18 protein-coding genes are annotated in these 17,151 nt (G+C 67.6%); 10 read left to right on the top strand and 8 right to left on the bottom strand.

The window, feature by feature from the left end; genetic code table 11:
• Positions 1-124: 124 nt before the first annotated feature.
• Both ACVOLJ_RS20010 and ubiH read right to left on the bottom strand, forming a co-directional pair.
• Positions 125-1,306, bottom strand: coding sequence for a UbiH/UbiF family hydroxylase (locus ACVOLJ_RS20010; RefSeq protein ID WP_481564915.1), 1,182 nt, complete (start codon positions 1,304-1,306; stop codon positions 125-127).
• The gene (gene ubiH, locus ACVOLJ_RS20005; RefSeq protein ID WP_475279176.1) at positions 1,303-2,511 is read right to left on the bottom strand and encodes a 2-octaprenyl-6-methoxyphenyl hydroxylase; all 1,209 of its coding nucleotides are present in this window, start codon (positions 2,509-2,511) and stop codon (positions 1,303-1,305) included. Before ubiH ends, ACVOLJ_RS20010 begins: the two co-directional genes overlap by 4 nt.
• A gap of 89 nt (positions 2,512-2,600) precedes the next feature.
• On the opposite strand from ubiH, the gene ACVOLJ_RS20000 reads away from it, so the two are divergent.
• The 10 genes from ACVOLJ_RS20000 to ACVOLJ_RS19955 all read left to right on the top strand — a co-directional run bounded on the left by ACVOLJ_RS20000 (position 2,601) and on the right by ACVOLJ_RS19955 (position 12,482).
• A complete protein-coding gene (locus tag ACVOLJ_RS20000) occupies positions 2,601-3,185 on the top strand; it encodes a hypothetical protein (RefSeq protein WP_475279177.1) in 585 nt (194 codons plus the stop codon).
• Between the two features lie 8 nt (positions 3,186-3,193).
• The gene (locus tag ACVOLJ_RS19995; protein WP_475279178.1) at positions 3,194-3,748 is read left to right on the top strand and encodes a cob(I)yrinic acid a,c-diamide adenosyltransferase; all 555 of its coding nucleotides are present in this window, start codon (positions 3,194-3,196) and stop codon (positions 3,746-3,748) included.
• Positions 3,749-3,755: 7 nt separating this feature from the next.
• Complete coding sequence (locus ACVOLJ_RS19990; protein WP_475279179.1) at positions 3,756-4,694, top strand: histone deacetylase family protein; 939 nt, start codon at positions 3,756-3,758, stop codon at positions 4,692-4,694.
• 89 nt (positions 4,695-4,783) lie between these two features.
• Positions 4,784-7,285, top strand: a complete 2,502-nt coding sequence (gene lptD / locus ACVOLJ_RS19985; RefSeq protein WP_481564914.1) for an LPS-assembly protein LptD — start codon at positions 4,784-4,786, stop codon at positions 7,283-7,285.
• Positions 7,282-8,625 carry a peptidylprolyl isomerase gene (locus ACVOLJ_RS19980; protein ID WP_475279181.1) on the top strand — a complete coding sequence of 448 codons (1,344 nt, stop codon included), beginning with the start codon at positions 7,282-7,284 and terminating at the stop codon, positions 8,623-8,625. The genes lptD and ACVOLJ_RS19980 overlap by 4 nt, the downstream gene beginning before the upstream one ends.
• Positions 8,626-8,628: 3 nt before the next feature.
• On the top strand, positions 8,629-9,609 hold the full coding sequence (pdxA, locus tag ACVOLJ_RS19975) for a 4-hydroxythreonine-4-phosphate dehydrogenase PdxA (RefSeq protein WP_481564913.1): 981 nt from the start codon (positions 8,629-8,631) through the stop codon (positions 9,607-9,609).
• Complete coding sequence (gene rsmA, locus ACVOLJ_RS19970; RefSeq protein ID WP_475279183.1) at positions 9,606-10,409, top strand: 16S rRNA (adenine(1518)-N(6)/adenine(1519)-N(6))-dimethyltransferase RsmA; 804 nt, start codon at positions 9,606-9,608, stop codon at positions 10,407-10,409. The genes pdxA and rsmA overlap by 4 nt, the downstream gene beginning before the upstream one ends.
• A 13-nt stretch (positions 10,410-10,422) precedes the next feature.
• Entirely contained in the window at positions 10,423-10,806 is a 384-nt protein-coding gene (gene apaG / locus ACVOLJ_RS19965) for a Co2+/Mg2+ efflux protein ApaG (RefSeq protein WP_481564912.1), read from the top strand.
• A 15-nt stretch (positions 10,807-10,821) separates the two neighbouring features.
• Positions 10,822-11,835 (top strand): symmetrical bis(5'-nucleosyl)-tetraphosphatase, encoded by a 1,014-nt coding sequence (locus ACVOLJ_RS19960; RefSeq protein WP_475279184.1) that lies wholly within the window; start codon positions 10,822-10,824, stop codon positions 11,833-11,835.
• Positions 11,832-12,482 carry a DUF1287 domain-containing protein gene (locus ACVOLJ_RS19955; protein ID WP_481564911.1) on the top strand — a complete coding sequence of 217 codons (651 nt, stop codon included), beginning with the start codon at positions 11,832-11,834 and terminating at the stop codon, positions 12,480-12,482. The genes ACVOLJ_RS19960 and ACVOLJ_RS19955 overlap by 4 nt, the downstream gene beginning before the upstream one ends.
• Positions 12,483-12,622: 140 nt before the next feature.
• Here ACVOLJ_RS19955 and ACVOLJ_RS19950 read toward each other — a convergent pair whose 3' ends face one another.
• The 6 genes from ACVOLJ_RS19950 to ACVOLJ_RS19925 form a co-directional block, all read right to left on the bottom strand.
• Positions 12,623-13,114, bottom strand: a complete 492-nt coding sequence (locus ACVOLJ_RS19950) for a dihydrofolate reductase (RefSeq protein ID WP_481564910.1) — start codon at positions 13,112-13,114, stop codon at positions 12,623-12,625.
• Positions 13,115-13,119: 5 nt separating this feature from the next.
• Complete coding sequence (locus ACVOLJ_RS19945; RefSeq protein ID WP_475279187.1) at positions 13,120-13,914, bottom strand: thymidylate synthase; 795 nt, start codon at positions 13,912-13,914, stop codon at positions 13,120-13,122.
• Positions 13,911-14,798 carry a prolipoprotein diacylglyceryl transferase gene (gene lgt, locus ACVOLJ_RS19940; protein ID WP_475279188.1) on the bottom strand — a complete coding sequence of 296 codons (888 nt, stop codon included), beginning with the start codon at positions 14,796-14,798 and terminating at the stop codon, positions 13,911-13,913. The genes ACVOLJ_RS19945 and lgt overlap by 4 nt, the downstream gene beginning before the upstream one ends.
• Positions 14,799-14,883: 85 nt before the next feature.
• The gene (locus ACVOLJ_RS19935; protein ID WP_475279189.1) at positions 14,884-15,378 is read right to left on the bottom strand and encodes a TPM domain-containing protein; all 495 of its coding nucleotides are present in this window, start codon (positions 15,376-15,378) and stop codon (positions 14,884-14,886) included.
• Positions 15,378-16,262, bottom strand: coding sequence for a TPM domain-containing protein (locus tag ACVOLJ_RS19930; RefSeq protein ID WP_481564909.1), 885 nt, complete (start codon positions 16,260-16,262; stop codon positions 15,378-15,380). The genes ACVOLJ_RS19935 and ACVOLJ_RS19930 overlap by 1 nt, the downstream gene beginning before the upstream one ends.
• A 3-nt stretch (positions 16,263-16,265) precedes the next feature.
• The gene (locus ACVOLJ_RS19925; RefSeq protein ID WP_481564908.1) at positions 16,266-16,877 is read right to left on the bottom strand and encodes a LemA family protein; all 612 of its coding nucleotides are present in this window, start codon (positions 16,875-16,877) and stop codon (positions 16,266-16,268) included.
• Positions 16,878-17,151: the final 274 nt, after the last annotated feature.

Below are 17,151 nucleotides of genomic sequence, written 5' to 3'. Positions count from 1 at the left end.
CACCCGGTCGCCCCTGCCGCCCCCCGCCGCAAGGGGGGCCCGCCCGGCCCGGCGCGCCGCCCAGGCCCCGCCGCTACCCCGGCGTGCGCGCCAACCAAGGTTGGCGTCTACCAGGTAATCCCCGTTACACGCCGGCGGCGCGCTTCCAGAATGCCTGCACCAGCGGCGGCCACTTGCCGGCGCAGCCCAGCGCGCGGCCGCGCGCCAGGGTCAGATGCATCTCGTCGTTGGAGAACAATCGATTGATGGCATCGAAGCTGTAGGCGGCAATCTGGTTGTCGCTGCGGCGTTCGCGCGCCCAGCGCTGCAGCCGCTGAGGCGACAGGCGCGGCTGCCCACGCCGTTCGGCCGACGGTGCCAGCCATTGCTGCAGCGCGGCCACGTCGCGCAGACCGAGGTTGACACCCTGCCCGGCCAGCGGATGCACCACGTGCGCGGCATCACCCAGCGCCAGCACACGGCCGGCTACGTAATGACGGGCCAACTGCCGGCGCAGCGGGAACGCCGCGCGTGGTGACGCCAGGCGCAGCTCGCCCAGGCGTGCAGCGAACGCGCGGGTCAGTTCGCGGTTGAAGGCATCCTCATCGAGGGCCAGCACGCGAGCGGCCTCCTCCTCGGGAAGGGTCCAGACGATCGAGCTGCGGCGCTCGGCCACCGGCAGCAGCGCCAGCGGCCCGGTCGGCAGGAAGCGCTGCCAGGCGGTGGCCTGGTTCGGCAGCTCACTGTCCACGTAGGCCACCACGCCACGCTGCTGGTAGTCGTGTCGCTGCACCTCGATCCCGGCCAGCGCGCGCAGCGTCGATTCAGCACCATCCGCGGCGACGGCCAGCGCAGCTTCGATGCGACGCCCATCATCCAGACGCAGGCGCACGCCGTGTTCGTCCTGCTCCAATGCCTCGACCCGCGCGGGGCAATGCAGTTCCACGCCGGCGGCCGGCAGCGCCGCCCACAGTCGGTCCTGCAGCAACCCGTTCTCGACGATATAGCCGAGTTCGCGGCGGCCAAAGCGATCGGCATCGAACAGCAGGTCATCACCACCTGCCGCATCCCACACCTGCATGCGCCGGTAGGGCCACGCGCGCGCCTGCGCGATCGCGGGCCACACGCCCAGGCGCTGCAGCAGCTGTACGTTGTCAGCGGCAAAGGCGAACACGCGCAGGTCCGGCTGTGCGGCCTGCCACGGTGCCGGCTCGCGCCCTTCCACCAGCGCCACCGAGAGGCCTGCTTCGGCCAGGGCCAGCGCACAGGCGGCACCCACCACGCCGCCGCCAACGATGGCCACGTCCAACCGGGCACGCCGGTTCATGCGGCTTCTCCGCGGCACAGGCGCGGCACGTCGCCGCGGAAACCCATCGCGCCCCCGACCAGCATCGACTGCACCGATGCACGCTGCGCGGCAACCAGGCCCAGGCTGCGCAGCGGGCGCAGCAGCGGTGCCGGGTTGCTGGTCAACCGGGCCAGGCCGCCGGAGAAGGCGACCGTCTGCCGGCGATCCTCTTCGCGGCGGGCCACGTAGGACTGCAGCAGCGCATCAGCGCCAGCATCGTCGTGCGTTTCTTCCAGCAGTTCGGCCAGCGTCAATGCGTCGCGCAGGCCCAGGTTGAAGCCCTGCGCCCCGAGCGGATGGATGGTCTGTGCGGCATTGCCGAGCAGCACCGTGCGTTCACCCACCAACGCGCGTGCCAGCACCTGGATCAGCGGATAAGCGCTGCGCGCGCCGGAATCAAGCAGGCGCCCGGCACGCCAACCGATGGCGCCCTGCAGCCGCTGCAACCAGGCCGCATCATCGAGCGCCATCACCTCGTCGGCCTGCGCGCGGGCGACACCGTGCACGCAGCCGAAGTGGCGGTCGCCACGCGGCAGCAGGGCCGTGGGACCGGTATCGGTGAAGCGCTCCCAAGCGGTGCCATCGGGCGCGCGCTGGCTGCGCACGCGGGCAACGAACAGGGTCTGCTGGAAGTCGTGGCGGTCCACGTCGATGCCCAGCGCCTGGCGCACGCCGCTGGTCGTGCCGTCGGCACCGACCACCAGCCGTGCCTGCAGCACGCGCTCACCGTCATCATCGGCCACATGGACCTGGCGGTAGCCATCAACCACGTCCCCCAGGCCGAGGAACCGCATGGGCCGGTAGCGGCGCAACCGTGGCAGCTCCTGCAGCCGGGCTTCCAGGGCCTGGCCGAAATCCCGCGCGACCACCACCTGGCCAAACCACGGCCTGTCGTAATCGGCCGCATCGAGCTGCACACGACCAAAGTCGCCGGCACGGCTGACATGGATGCGGCGGATCGGGCCGGGCGCCATCGACAGCTTCTGCATGACCCCCAGGGCGGTGAGTGCATTGACCGTGGCCGCGGCAAAGCTGAGATTGCGCTGGTCGAACACCGCCGGCAGCTCGCCGGCCGGGCTGGCTTCGATCAGGCCTACGTCGCGGCCGATACGGTCCAGGGCGATGGCCAGACTGGCGCCTACCAGGCCGCCACCGACGATCAGCACGTCATGTCGTTCACTCATGGGCTCATGATACGCGCTCGCCGGGCCCGCCTGCGCCGGGCGCCGCGCCGGGCTAGAATGAAAGCTGAATCCGCTCCGGCCCCGCCGTCATGTCCGACTCCGCTCCCCGCGCCTTCGTCCTGTCAGTGCTCGTGCTGTTGCTGGCAGCGACCCGCGTCAACCACTTCGCGGCGATCCCGGACGCCTCCTGGGCCGTGTTCTTCATCGGCGGCTTCTACCTGGCCCGCTGGACCCGCTGGGCGTTCCCGCTGCTGATGGTGTTCGCCGTACTGGTCGACTGGATCGTGATCCGCAGCAGCGGCCTGGATTTCTGGCAGCACTACTGCGTCTCGCCCGGCTACTGGCTGCTGCTGCCTGCGTACTTCACGATGTGGGCCGGTGGCCTGCTGCTGGGGCGCAACTACCAGAGTGCTCGCTGGTCGGTGCTGGGCAAGGGCGCCGTGCTGCTGGTGGCATCGGTGGCGCTGTGCCACCTGCTGGCACAAGGCGGCTTCTACTGGACCAGCCAGAACGTGGCCGAGCCGACCGTGGCCGGCTGGGCGCAGAACTACGCACAGTGGTTCGGCCCCTACCTGCGCACCACCGCGACCTACGTGACCCTGGCCGCCGCACTGCAGCTGGCGGTGGAACAGGTGCGCAAGCTCCTGCAGGCCCGCCGCGACATCCACCACTGAGCCGCGCCATGGGTCATCGCCTTTCGCGCATCTATACCCGTACCGGCGACGACGGCAGCACCGGCCTGGGCGATGGCAGCCGGGTCGGCAAGGACGACCTGCGTGTCGCCTCCTATGGCACCGTCGATGAGGCCAATGCCGCGCTGGGCCTGCTGCTGGCTGCGCCCCTGCCGGAGGATGTCCGCGCGCTGGTCGTGCATCTGCAGCACCAGTTGTTCGACCTGGGTGCCGAACTCTGCGTCCCCGGCCATGCTGCGATCCATGCCGCCGACGTATCGGCGCTGGAACAGCAGCTGGACCAGTACAACGCCAACCTGCCGATGCTGAAGGAGTTCATCCTGCCGGCCGGTGGCGAGGCCGCCGCACGCTGCCACCTGGCACGCACCATCGTCCGCCGCGCCGAACGCGAGACGGTGGCCCTTGCCCGTGTTGAAGCCGTGCGCAGCGAAGCGCTGCAGTACCTCAACCGGCTGTCGGACCTGCTGTTCGTGCTGGCCCGTGTGCTGGCCCGCGCCGACGGCCATGGCGAGGCGCTGTGGCAGCCACAGCACCGCCAGCGCTGAGCCTGCCATGCTGGTCTTCTCACATCCCGCCTGCCTGCTGCATGACCCCGGCCCCGGCCACCCTGAATGCCCGCAACGCCTGCAGGTGGTGCTCGACGCCCTGCAGCAGGCCTTTCCCGGGCAGCTGGAGTGGCGCCAGGCAGCGCCGGCCAAGTTCGGCGAACTGAGCCGGGTCCACGACAGCGCGCTGCTCGATTTCGTGCTGCAGCCGCAGACCGTGCCGCTGCGGCAACTGGATATGGACACCTGGACCTCGCCGGGTTCAGCCAGCGCGGCGGTGCACGCCGCCGGCGCCGGCGTGGCCGCCGTCGATGCGGTGATGCTGGGTGAAGACCCGTTGGCCTTCTGCGCGGTGCGCCCGCCCGGTCACCACGCCACCAGCAGCACGGCGATGGGCTTCTGCCTGCTCAACAACATCGCCATCGCGGCCGCCTACGCCCGCGATCGCCACGGCCTGGAGCGGATCGCGGTGGTCGACTTCGATGTCCATCATGGCAACGGCACCCAGGACATCTTCCAGCACGACGCGCGTGTGTCGTACTACAGCACCCACCAGGCCGGCCTGTTCCCCAATTCCGGCCTGCGCCGTGACCGTGGCGCCGGCAACCTGATGAACATCCTGCTGCCACCCGGCAGTGGCAGTTTCCGCTTCCGCAACGTCTGGGCCGACGAGATGCTGCCGGCCATCGACGATTTCCGCCCCCAGCTGCTGCTGATCTCGGCAGGTTTCGACGCCCACCTGCGCGATCCACAGGCCGACCTGATGCTGGAGACCGACGATTTCGCCTGGATCACCACCGAGCTGCACGCCCTGGCGCGCCGCCACGGGGCCGGGCGGGTGGTATCGATGCTGGAGGGCGGATACGACCTGCCAGCCTTGGCCGAGTGCAGTGTGGCCCACGTGCAGGCACTGATCGGCGCCGCTTCGGAGCATGTGCCTGGATGAACCCGAACCGGCGATCCCCGGGCGCCTTCATTGCCCCTATGCAAGGGATGGGGCAAGCTACCGTCCGTTTTCGCCCGAATCCGAACCGCGTGCGCCGAGCCCTCCGCCTGCTTCCCCTGCCCCTGAGCATCGCCGTCTGCCTTCCGGCATGGGCTGATGACAAACCGCTCAACTGGGGCCTGTGCCCGGCCACCGACGTGATCCCTGCGTTCGCCGACGCGCCGACGCCCGTTCCCGGCCAGGACAAGGCGGCCGCCAGCGCAGCGCGCGAACAGCAGCCGACCGACATTGAAGGCGACCAGTTGCTGGGCACCACCACCGTGCCGCAGTACCAGGGCAACGTGGCACTGCGCAAGGGCGACCAGTTCGTCGGAACCGACAAGCTCAGCTTCGACACCGAGAGCGGCAACTACGTGGCTGACGGCAATGTCCGCTACCAGGATGCCTCGATCCGGATGGTCGCCAAGCGCGCCGAAGGCAACCAGGAAAGCGACACCCACAAGATCACCGACATCCAGTACCAGCTGGTGTCGCGCCGCGGCAATGGCGAAGCCGAGTCGGTGGACCTGCAGGGTGCGGTCGGGCAGATGCACCGCTCCACCTACACCACCTGCGACCCGTCGCAGCCGGTGTGGAAGCTGACGGCGCCGGAGATCGAAGTCGACAACGACGAAGGCTTCGGTACCGCCCGCAATGCCGTGCTGCGCATCGGCAAGGTGCCGATCCTGTGGGCGCCGTATTTCAAGTTCCCCATCGATGACCGCCGCAAGACCGGCCTGCTGTTCCCGCAGCTGGGCATGTCCGGGCGCAACGGCTTCGATTACGCACAGCCGATCTACTTCAACCTGGCGCCGAACTACGACGACACGCTGACCCCGCGCTACATGAGCCAGCGCGGCCTGATGCTCGACAACGAGTTCCGCTACCTCTACAACGGCGGTCGCGGCGAACTGCTGACCGCGTTCATGCCCAACGACAAGCTGCGCGACCGTGACCGCGGCCGGGTGATGTTCGGCGGCTACCACAACGTCAACAGCCACTGGCAGGCCCGCGCCAACCTGGCCTGGGTCAGCGACGAACGCTATGTGGAAGACTTCGCCAACCGCCTGGTGGGGGTCACCGCCTCGAACCTGCAGAGCACGATCGGCCTGTACGGCACCGGCAAGAACTGGACGGCCGGCATCATGGCCGACCGCTGGCAGCTGACCGACTACACCCTCAACGAGAGCGCGCTGGCCTACAACCGCCAGCCGCGCCTGTACTTCAACTGGGACAAGCCGCTGCTGCCGTGGCTGGAGACCGGCGTCTACGCCGAGGCCGTGCGCTTCACCCACGACGACATCAACTTCAAGTACGGCGCCGACGCGGAGCCTGACCTCCAGTACACCCGCAATGGAGATCGTTGGACCGACGGCATCGGTGTCAGCGGCGGTTCGCGACTGGACCTGAAACCGTACGTGTCGTTCCCGATCAGCGGCGCGGCCTGGTATGTCACACCGACCCTGGCCTACCGCTATACGGGTTACCAGCTGGACCGTGGCCTGGTGGATGGGGTGAGGGGCATCCAGGCTCAGATCCTGCGCTCGCAGGGCATCGACCCGGCCACCGCCACGCCGGAGCAGCTGCGCGGCAACACCTCGCCCAGCCGCAGCCTGCCGATCGCCAGCCTGGACGCCGGCCTGTTCTTCGATCGTGAGACGAAGATCGGCGGCAAGTCGTTCCTGCAGACCCTGGAGCCGCGCCTGTTCTACCTGCGCACGCCCTACCGCAACCAGGACGAGCTGCCGATCTTCGATACCCGCGATTTCACCTTCAGCTGGGGCCAGCTGTTCCGCGATTCGCGCTATACCGGCGCCGATCGCCAGAACGATGCCAACCAGCTGACCATGGCGCTGAGCACCCGCTTCATCGACCAGACCACCGGCAAGGAGCGCTTCTCGGCCTCCATCGGCCAGATCCAGTACTTCGACGAGTCGCGGGTGACCGTGACGCCTGGCGGCGCGCCGGTGGAAAAGGGCAAGTCGGCCTGGATCGCCGATGCCAACTACATGATCAACGACCGCTGGACCCTGGGTGGCACCTACCAGTGGGACCCCAAGTACAAGCGCGAGGATCTGGCCAGCGTCCGCGCCCGTTACCTGATGTCCAACGACGGCGTGGTCAACCTGACCTACCGTTACCGCATCAATTCCGGCGCCCCGGCCACTGCCAACAAGCATGACCGCACCCTGCTGGAACAGGCCGACCTGTCGTTCCTGTACCCGCTGAACGAGCGCTGGAGCCTGGTCGGCCGCTATTACTACTCGCTGCAGGACAAGGAACCGCTGGAAATCATCGGTGGCGTGCAGTGGGACAGCTGCTGCCTGGCCGTACGCGCGGTGGCCCGCCGCTACGTGCGCAACCGCGAAGGTGAAATGAACAACTCCATCCAGCTCGAGTTTGTGCTCAAGGGCTTGAGCTCCCTCGGCCAGGACACGGACCGCACTTTGCGCCGTGCTATCCTCGGCTACAACCGTGACGACCTCTATCTCGTGCCGCCCAGCAACACCGGAGCGGCCCGCGATGACTACGATCCGAATCAGATCCCATGACCAAGAGCTTCCCCGTTCTCCTCGCATCGCTTCTGGCGGTGTCCAGCGTGTCCGCCCCCCTGCAGGTTCTCGCGCAGGCGGCCCAGCCGTTGGATCGCATCGCTGCTGTCGTCGATGAGGACGTGATCCTGCAGAGCGAGCTCCAGCGTGCGATCGCCAACATCAAGGCGCAGTACGCCGGTCGCGAGGCCCAGCTGCCGCCGGACGATGTGCTCAGCCGCCAGGTGCTCGAGCGCCTGGTGCTGGTCAAACTGCAGGTGGCCCGCGCGCAGAGCAGCGGTATCCATGTCGGCGACCAGGAACTGACCCAGGCGATGAACGCGATCGCCCAGCAGAACGGCTCGACCCTGGATGCCCTGCGTCAGCGCCTGGCCAATGACGGCATCGACTTCAACGATTTCCGCGCCTCGGTGCGTGACGAGATCACCGTGCAGCGCCTGCGCCAGAGCTTCGCGCAGAGCCGCATCAGCGTCAGCGAAGGCGAGGTCGATGCTGCCCTGAAGCAGCAGGCCGATGCCGGCAACCAGTTCCATCTGGCCCACATCCTGGTGGCCCTGCCCGACGGCGCAACTGCCGAGCAGATTGCCACCGGCGAGAAGAAGGCCGATGGCGTGAAGGCCCTGCTGGACAAGGGTGAGCTGGACTTCAATGCGGCGGCCGTGCGTTATTCGGACAGCCCCAACGCACTGGAAGGCGGCGACCTTGGCTGGCGCACGCTGGATGAAATCCCGGCGGCATTCGCGCAGACGATGCAGCAGATGAAGCCCGGCGAAGTGGTCGGTCCGATCCGTGGCCCGAGCGGCTTCCAGCTGCTGAAGCTGGTGGAAGTGCGTGACGCCACTGCTGCGGCCGGCGCCCACACGGTCACCGAATACCACGGCCGCCACATCCTGGTGCGCGTGGACGATTCGCAGTCCGAAGCAGCCGCCAAGGCCAAGATCGATACCCTGCGTGCCCGCGTTGTCGGCGGTGCCGACTTCCAGCAGGTGGCCAAGGAATCGTCCGAGGACACCAACAGCAAGGGCCAGGGCGGTGATCTGGGCTGGTTCCCGGCTGACGCGTTCGGCCCGGCCTTCGGCCAGCAGGTCGAAGGCATCCAGGACGGCGGCGTCAGCCAGCCGTTCCGTACCGATGCCGGCTGGCACATCGTGCAGCGCGTGGCCACCCGCCAGACCGACGTGGGCAGCAACAACCAGCGTGCCCAGGTGCGCGAGACGATTGGCCGCCGCAAGCTGGAAGACGAGTACAACCGCTTCCTGCAGGAACTGCGTGGCGAAGCCTTCGTCAGCTTCCGCAGCGGCGACCGGGCGGAGAATACCGCCACGCCTCCGCAGTCCTGAGCCATGCTCCCCGAGCTCGCTCTGGTACCGGGCGAGCCCGCCGGGATCGGCCCGGAACTGTGTGTCCGACTGGTCCAGCAGCCGCGCGATGATTGCCGGCTGCTGGCATTCGCCGACCCGGACACACTACGCGCGGCCGCTGCCGCGCTGGATCTCCCCCTGCAACTGCTGCCCGAGGACGCGCCTGCCCGCGTCCCCGGCGACCTGCGCCTGCGCGCCGTTGCCAATCCCACGCCCAGTCGCTTCGGCCACACCGATCCTGCCAATGCAGGCGCCGTGATCGGTGCCCTGCTTGCGGCCGGCCAGGCCTGCCTGTCCGGCGAACTGCACGGCGTGGTCACCGGTCCGGTGCACAAGGCGGTCATCAACCAGGGCGGCATCGCCTACAGCGGCACCACCGAACTGCTGGCCGACCAGGCCGGGGTGAAGGTGGTGATGATGCTGGCCAACGACATCGTCCGCGTCGCCCTGGCCACCACCCACCTGCCCTTGCGCGAGGTGGCCGATGCGATCACCGCGCCCAGCCTGGAACACACCCTGCGTACCGTGCATGCGGCGCTGTCGCGGGAATTCGGCTTGGCCGCACCCCGCATCGCGGTGCTGGGCCTGAACCCGCATGCCGGCGAAGACGGCCACCTCGGCCGCGAGGAACTGGATCTGGTCATCCCGCTGCTGCAGCGCCTGCGCGGCGAAGGCATGGACCTGATCGGCCCGTTGCCGGCCGATACGGCGTTCCTGCCGGCCAAGCTGGTCGGCTTCGACACCGTGCTGGCGATGTACCACGACCAGGGCCTGCCGGTGCTGAAGTATTCCGGCTTCGAGCAGGCGGTGAACCTGACCCTGGGCCTGCCCTACCCGCGCGTGGCGGTGGATCACGGCACCGCGCTGGATCTGGCCGGGCGTGGCATTGCCGATCCTTCCAGCCTGCAGGCCGCCACGACGCTGTGTGCGCGGCTGGCGCGGCAACGTACACTGAGCACATGACTTCCCCGCATTCCCCCTCCGGCCCGGTGTTTTCCGCCCCGGCCAAGAAGCAGCTCGGCCAGCACTTCCTTGCCGACCGCTACTACATCGACAAGATCGTGATGGCGGTCAATCCCAGGGACGGCGACCGTCTGGTCGAGATCGGCCCGGGCCAGGGTGCGATCACCCTGCCGCTGCTGCGCGTGCACCCGAAGCTGACGGTGATCGAGTTCGACCGCGACCTGATCGCGCCGCTGACCGCCGCCGCCGAACCACTGGGCGAGCTGACCATCGTCCACCGCGACGTGCTGCGGGTGGACTTCACCGAACTGGCCGCCGGCCAGCCGATCCGCCTGGTCGGCAACCTGCCCTACAACATTTCCTCGCCGATCCTGTTCCATGCACTTGAACATGCCCCGGTGATCTCGGACATGCATTTCATGCTGCAGAAGGAAGTGGTCGACCGCATGGCCGCCGGCCCCGGCAGCAAGGTGTTCGGCCGTCTGAGCGTGATGCTGCAGGCGTACTGCGAGGTGACCTCGCTGTTCGTGGTGCCGCCGGGCGCGTTCCGGCCGCCGCCGAAGGTCGATTCGGCCGTGGTGCGGCTGGTGCCGCGCGACCCGGCCACGATCAACATCAACGACCACAAGCGCTTCGCCGAGGTGGTCAAGGCCGCCTTCGGGCAACGCCGCAAGACCCTGCGCAACGCCCTGAACAACGTGGTCAACGCCGAGCAGTTCGCTGCCGCCGGCGTGCGCCCCGATGCCCGCGCCGAACAGCTGGATGTGGCTGAATTCATCGCTTTGGCCAATGCCACCTGATTACACTGCCGGTATGGAAGACGCTGACGTTTACGCCATCTCCGTCGAAGTCGCACCGCGCTTCCTCGACGATCAATCCGCGCCGGAAGACGGCCGCTATGCGTTCGCCTATACGATCCGCATCCACAACCAGGGGCGGGTTGCCGCACGCCTGGTCGCACGCCATTGGCGCATCACCGATGCCAATGGCCGTGTGGAGCATGTCGATGGTGATGGGGTGATCGGCGAGCAGCCGCGTCTGCGTCCGGGTGAAGACTACCGTTACACCTCCGGTGTCATGCTTGGAACTGAACACGGCACGATGCAGGGCCACTACGACATGGTGGCCGACGATGGCACTGAATTTGCCGCGCCGGTCGCACCTTTCGTGCTGGCCATCCCGCGCACCCTGCACTGACACGGAGGCCGAACGATGAGCGTATGGGCGATCGGCGACCTGCAGGGCTGCTATGACGTAACCCAGCGACTGCTGGAGAAAATCCGCTTCGATCCGGCGCAGGACACCCTGTGGTTCTGCGGCGATCTGGTCAACCGCGGCGGGCAGTCGCTGGAGACCCTGCGCTTGGTGCATTCGCTGCGCGAACACAGCGTGGTGGTGCTCGGCAACCATGATCTTTCGCTGCTGGCCGTTGGCGCGCGCACCGAAGAAGAACAGCGCAAGGTCAATCCGGACCTGCTGCGCATCGTGCAGGCCGAAGACCGCGACGTGCTGCTGGACTGGTTGCGCCTGCAGAAGCTGGTGCACGTGGATCGCGAGCTGGGCTGGATGATGGTGCATGCCGGCCTGGCGCCGAAGTGGACCACGCAGATGGCCGAAAAGCACGCCGCCGAAGTCGAAGTGCAGCTGCACGGCGCCGGCTATCGCAAGCTGTTCCGCAACATGTACGGCGACAAGCCAAGCTGGGCACCCAACCTGACCGGCTACGAACGCTCGCGCGCGATCATCAACGTGCTCACCCGCATGCGCTACTGCACCTCGCGTGGCCGCATCGGCATCGAGGACAAGGGCACGCCGGGCACCCAGGAACAAGGGTTGTACCCCTGGTTCGAAGTGCCGGGCCGGGTGGAACGCGACCTGAAAGTGGTCTGTGGCCATTGGTCGGCGCTGGGCCTGACCATCACCCAGGGCATCCATGCCATCGACACCGGTGCAGTGTGGGGCGGCAAGCTCACGGCGATCCAGCTGGACACCGATGAGCTGCGCGTCGTGCAGGTGCCGGGCCGCGATGTGCCGGCGCCGGTCGCCAATGCGCGGCCGCCAGCGCGGCCGGCACATGAGCGTGCAGCAGCAGGCCCCGGCAGGGAAACCGCCCCGGCCAACAACACCGCAGGTGCCAGTGCACCTGGCAGCCGCCCACGTCGACGCCGTCGTCGTGGCGGTGGCGGTGGCGGTGGCAACAACAACGGCGCGCCGCCGACCGCATGAAACCGGGTAACCACGCACCATGGACGGTGCTGCTGCTGACGCTGGCCCTGGCCAGCGGCTGCCAGCCGACGTCGCCGCCTGCCAATACCAGCGAGGACGCTGCCCCGGCTCCGGCTACCGTTGCCGCACCCACACCCTCACTACCGCTGGTCGCCGCCGCACGTGACCAGATCGGGGTGACCGTGCGTTACGACCCGGCCTATCAGGTACTGCCCTACCCCGGCGGCGACGTACCCATCGACCGGGGCGTGTGCACCGACGTGGTGGTACGCGCCCTGCGTACCCAGGGACTGGACCTGCAGGCCCGTGTGCATGAAGACATGCGCACTGACTTCAGTGCCTATCCGCCCCTCTGGGGCCTGTCCCGGCCTGACCGGAACATCGACCATCGGCGCGTGCCCAACCTGATGCGCTGGTTTGAACGTCAGCGATGGCAGCAGCCGATCAGTAACCGCGCAGTCGACTTCAGCGCCGGCGATATCGTGGCCTGGAAGCTCAACGGCAATGGATTGCTGCATGTGGGCATCGTGTCCGACCGGCGCCTGGCTGACGGCACGCCGCTGGTGCTGCACAACATCGCCCGCGGCACCCGCGAGGAGAATCTGCTGTTCCAGCATACGATCATCGGGCATTACCGGATGCCGTAGGCAGTATCGGGACGGGGCCGCGAGCGCCGCCCCGGTAGAGTCGACTGTTGGTCGACCATCGCGCGCAGCGCGGGTTTTTCCGTCATCTGATCGAAGAGCAGTCGACTGACAGTCGACTCTACCCAACGGCATCGGGACGATCAGCGGCGCACGTAGTGCACGAAGCGGAACGCGTAGGTGTGGCGCTCATCGGCCGGATGCGGCTCGCTGCTCACTTCCTGCCAGTCACCCGCATCCACTTCGGGGAAATGGGTATCGGCCGGCACTTCGGCATCGACCCAGGTGAGGTACAGGTCGCTGGCCTGGTCCAGCAGCTGGCGGAAGATCTCGCCGCCGCCGATGATGCACAACTCGCTGGCGCCCTCGCCTGCGGCAATCGCCTTCGCTTCGTCCAGCGACGCCACCGCACGCATGCCCTCGAACGGCACCTGGCCGCTGCGGGTCAGTACCAGATTGGTCCGCCCCGGCAGCACACGACCGATCGATTCGGCGGTCTTGCGGCCCATCAGGATCGGCTTGCCCAGGGTCAGCGCCTTGAAGTGCTTGAAATCGTCCGGCAGATGCCAGGGCATGGCATTGCCCTGGCCGATGCCACGGTTGCGGTCCAGCGCCACCACCATCGAAAGTTTCATTGCACTCACACCGCCACCGGCGCCTTGATCGCCGCATGCGGGTCGTAGCCCTCGATGCGGATGTCATCGAACTGGAAGCCGAACAGGTCGGTCACTTCCGGATTCAACCACAGCGTCGGCAGCGCGCGCGGTTCACGCGAAAGCTGCTCGCGGGCCTGCTCGAAGTGGTTCGAATACAGGTGCGCGTCGCCCAGCGTGTGCACGAAGTCGCCCACGCCCAGGCCGGTGGCCTGCGCCACCATGTGGGTCAGCAGCGCGTAGCTGGCGATGTTGAACGGCACGCCGAGGAAGATGTCGCCGCTGCGCTGGTACAGCTGGCAGCTGAGCTTGCCGTCCACCACGTAGAACTGGAACAGGTTGTGGCATGGCATCAGCGCCATCTGCGAGAGCTCGCCGACGTTCCAGGCGCTGACCACCAGCCGCCGCGAATCCGGGTTGCGCTTGATCTCCTCCACCAGCCACTGCATCTGGTCGATCTCACGGCCATCGGCAGTGGCCCAGCTGCGCCACTGCTTGCCGTAGACCGGGCCGAGGTCGCCGTTTTCGTCGGCCCACTCGTCCCAGATCCGTACCTGGTTGTCCTTCAGGTAGCCGATGTTGGTGTCGCCCTTCAGGAACCACAGCAGCTCATGGATGATCGAGCGCAGGTGCAGCTTCTTGGTGGTGACCAGCGGGAAACCGTCGGCCAGGTTGAAGCGCATCTGCCAGCCGAACACACTGCGGGTGCCGGTACCGGTGCGGTCGCTCTTCTCGGCACCGTGTTCAAGCACGTGTGAAAGCAGGTCCAGATAAGCCTTCATGCCTTGCCCTCGGCCACCACCAGCGGCTGCGGCTGCAGCACCGGTGCGCGGCGCGACAGCGCCAGCAGCACCAGGCCGAACACGATGAGCGGCACGCACAGGATCTGGCCCTTGGTCAGCCAGCCGAAGGCCACATAGACGCCGTTGTCGGGCATGCGCACGAACTCCACCGCGAAGCGGAAGATGCCGTACAGCAGCGCGAACAGGCCGCCGATCAGATAGCGATGGCGCGGCTTGGCCGACACCGTCCACAGCACCACGAACATCACCAGCCCTTCCAGCAGTGCTTCGTACAGCTGGGAGGGATGGCGGGCGAACTGATTGAGCGCGCCACTGGCGAACTGCGTCTGCAGGGTGGCGTGGTCAAGCTGGTTCAACGGTGCTGGCAGGCCCGAGGGAAACACCACGCCCCAGCTGCCATCGGTGTACTTGCCCCACAGCTCGGCGCCGATGAAGTTGCCGATGCGGCCAAAGCCCAGGCCCAGCGGCACCAGCGGGGCCATGAAATCCATGGTGTCGAAGAAGTGCAGGCGATGCTTGCGCGACCACCACCAGCAGGCGGCGATGACGCCCAGCAGGCCACCGTGGAAGCTCATGCCGCCATCCCACACCTTGAACAGCAGCAGCGGATTGCTGAGGAAATCGCCCAGCGCGTAGAACAGCATGTAGCCGATGCGACCGCCCAGCACCACGCCCAGCATGGCGTAGAACAGCAGGTCCGAAAAACCGTTGGCGTCCACGCCCGGCAGGCGGCCGTCGGCAATCCGCTTGCGCCCCAGCAGCCAGGCGGCGGTGAAGCCGAGCAGGTACATGATGCCGTACCAGTGCACCTTGATCGGTCCCAGCGAGAGGGCGATGGGGTCGATGTCGTGGAAATAGATCATGAAGGGCGCCTTGCAGGGATTCCAATATTCTAGCGCCGCCCGGGAGCGGCCTCGCAGCGGCCCCGGGTTGCCGCTGTCCCGGGCTTCAGCCGAGGATCTGCGGTGTATCCGGCAGGCCGTCCTGATCGGACCGCGTCGATGCCGGAAAGTGCCCTTCCAGCAGGGTCGAGACCGTATCGATGGCATCACGCAGGGCGGCCACCGGGTCGTGGCCACGCAGGCCCTCGCGCAGATGGGTGCAGACCCGCAGCCATTGTTCGGGGTCAACGCGCCCGTGCAACCCCCGGTCGGCCACGATCTCGATGGCGTGGTCAGCCAGAAGCAGGTAGATCAACACACCGTTGTTGTGCGCGGTGTCCCAGGTGCGCAGCCGGGCAAAGGCATGCTCGGCGGCCTGCCGCGGGGTGACCTTGTGCCACAGCGCATGCAGCGGCAGGTCGGCTTCGACCGCGAACATCACCTGGCCGCCATGGCGCTGTTCTCCAGCGGCAATGGCGTCGGTGATGGCCTGCAGCGCCGGCGGTGGGAATGCCCGTCGCACTGAGGGCGAGAACACATGGCGACACAGACGCTTGATCATCACCAGCCTCCCGAGGCGCCGCCGCCGCCGGAGCGGCCACCACCGCCGCCCCAGCCGCCGCCGCCAAATCCACCACCACCGCCAAAGCCGCCGCCTCCGCCCCAGCTGCCCCCGCCCCAGCCCCCGCCACCGGCGAAGCGCCCCGGATGGCCGGACAGCATCGCCACCACCAGCCCGACCACGCCGGCCAGGCCGCTGGCCAATAGCGTGGAGGTGAACAGGAACGCGGCCATCGCTGCACCGGCACCGCCGAGCAGGCCACGCAGCGGGCGCGGCACCCGCGAAAACACCCCGCGCAGGATGCTGCCGGCGAATACGCCGATGAACAGTGCAACGAGCCAGGTGTCGCCACCGCCATCGGGCTCACGCCCCCGCTGGCTGCTGACCGGCGCCGGCAACGCTTCACCGTCGATGATCTTCACCAGTACGGCAGTGGCCTCGGTGATGCCGCCGGCGTAATCGTTGGCGCGGAAACGCGGCACCAGGTATTCCTGGATGACCCGGTTGGCGATGGCGTCGGGAAGTGCGCCTTCCAGGCCATAGCCCGGTTCGATGCGCACGCGCCGATCGTCCTTGGCCACCACCAGCAGCACACCATCGTCCACGCCCTTGCGGCCGATCTGCCACTGGTCGAACACACGGGTGGTGTACTGGGCGATGTCTTCGGGCTGCGTGGTCGGTACCACCAGCACCTGCAGCTGGCTGCCCTTGCGCTGCTGCAGGTCCAGTGCCTGCTGCACCAGTGCCTGCTTCTGCGTGGCATCCAGGGTGCCGGTGGTATCGACCACCGGCGAATCCAGCGTGGGGATCGGCGCCAGCTGCTGCGCCTGCACCGCCAGCGGCAGCCACAGCAGCAGGGCCAACAGCGCTGCGGTCAGGCGCATCGGTCAGTGGCCCGGAGCCGGCTGCTGCGGCGCGTTGCCGAAATCGACGGCCGGCGCGTTGGAGATCTGCGCTTCGTTTTCCACGCTGAAGTTCGGCTTGGGCTGGTAGCCGAAGATCTTGGCGGTGATCAGCTGCGGGAACGAACGGATGTAGGTGTTGTAGTCCTGCACCTGCTGGATGTAGCGGCCGCGGGCGACGGTGATGCGGTTCTCGGTGCCTTCCAGCTGAGCCTGCAGATCGCGGAAATTCTGGTCGGACTTCAGCACGGGATAGTTTTCAGTCACCACCAGCAATCGCGACAGCGCGCTGCCCAGTTCACCCTGGGCCTGCTGAAACTGCTTGAGCGAGGCTTCGTCGTCGGCGTTGACGTTGATCTGGCCGACCCGCGAGCGGGCGTTGGTGACTTCGGTCAGCACGCGCTCTTCCTGGCTGGCGAAGCCTTTCACGGTCTGCACCAGGTTGGGTACCAGGTCGGCGCGGCGCTTGTACTGGTTGAGCACTTCGGACCAGCTGGCCTTGACCGCTTCGTCTTTCTGCTGGATGGCGTTGTAGCCACAGCCGGACAGCAGGGAAGCCAGCAGCAACAAGGGCAGGACGCGGGTGAACAGGCGCATGGCGGAAGTTCCGGGTGGGCTTGGCGCCGAGCATGCCATGGTTCGCGTTAAAGCCAGCGTGGAGGTCGAGGTTGTCGGCCAACGGGCGCGGCCCCCTCCGCGGTGGGTTGTGTGCTGGTTCTCCGGGGTTGGCCGGGAGGGTGGGTTGGCTGGGGGACGCTGCAAGTACGTCCATGTAAGCTCGGTCGCCGCATCCATGCGGCTCACGCCCCCAGCCAACCCCGCCTTCGACAGTTTCCCGCGATCTGCCGGAACAGCGTCCTGCTCTGGTAGG

The sequence above is a fragment of the Stenotrophomonas sp. STEN046 genome, assembly GCF_056759755.1.
The sequence above is the reverse complement of the archived record's forward strand: the minus strand, read 5'-3'. Positions and strand labels throughout refer to the sequence as shown.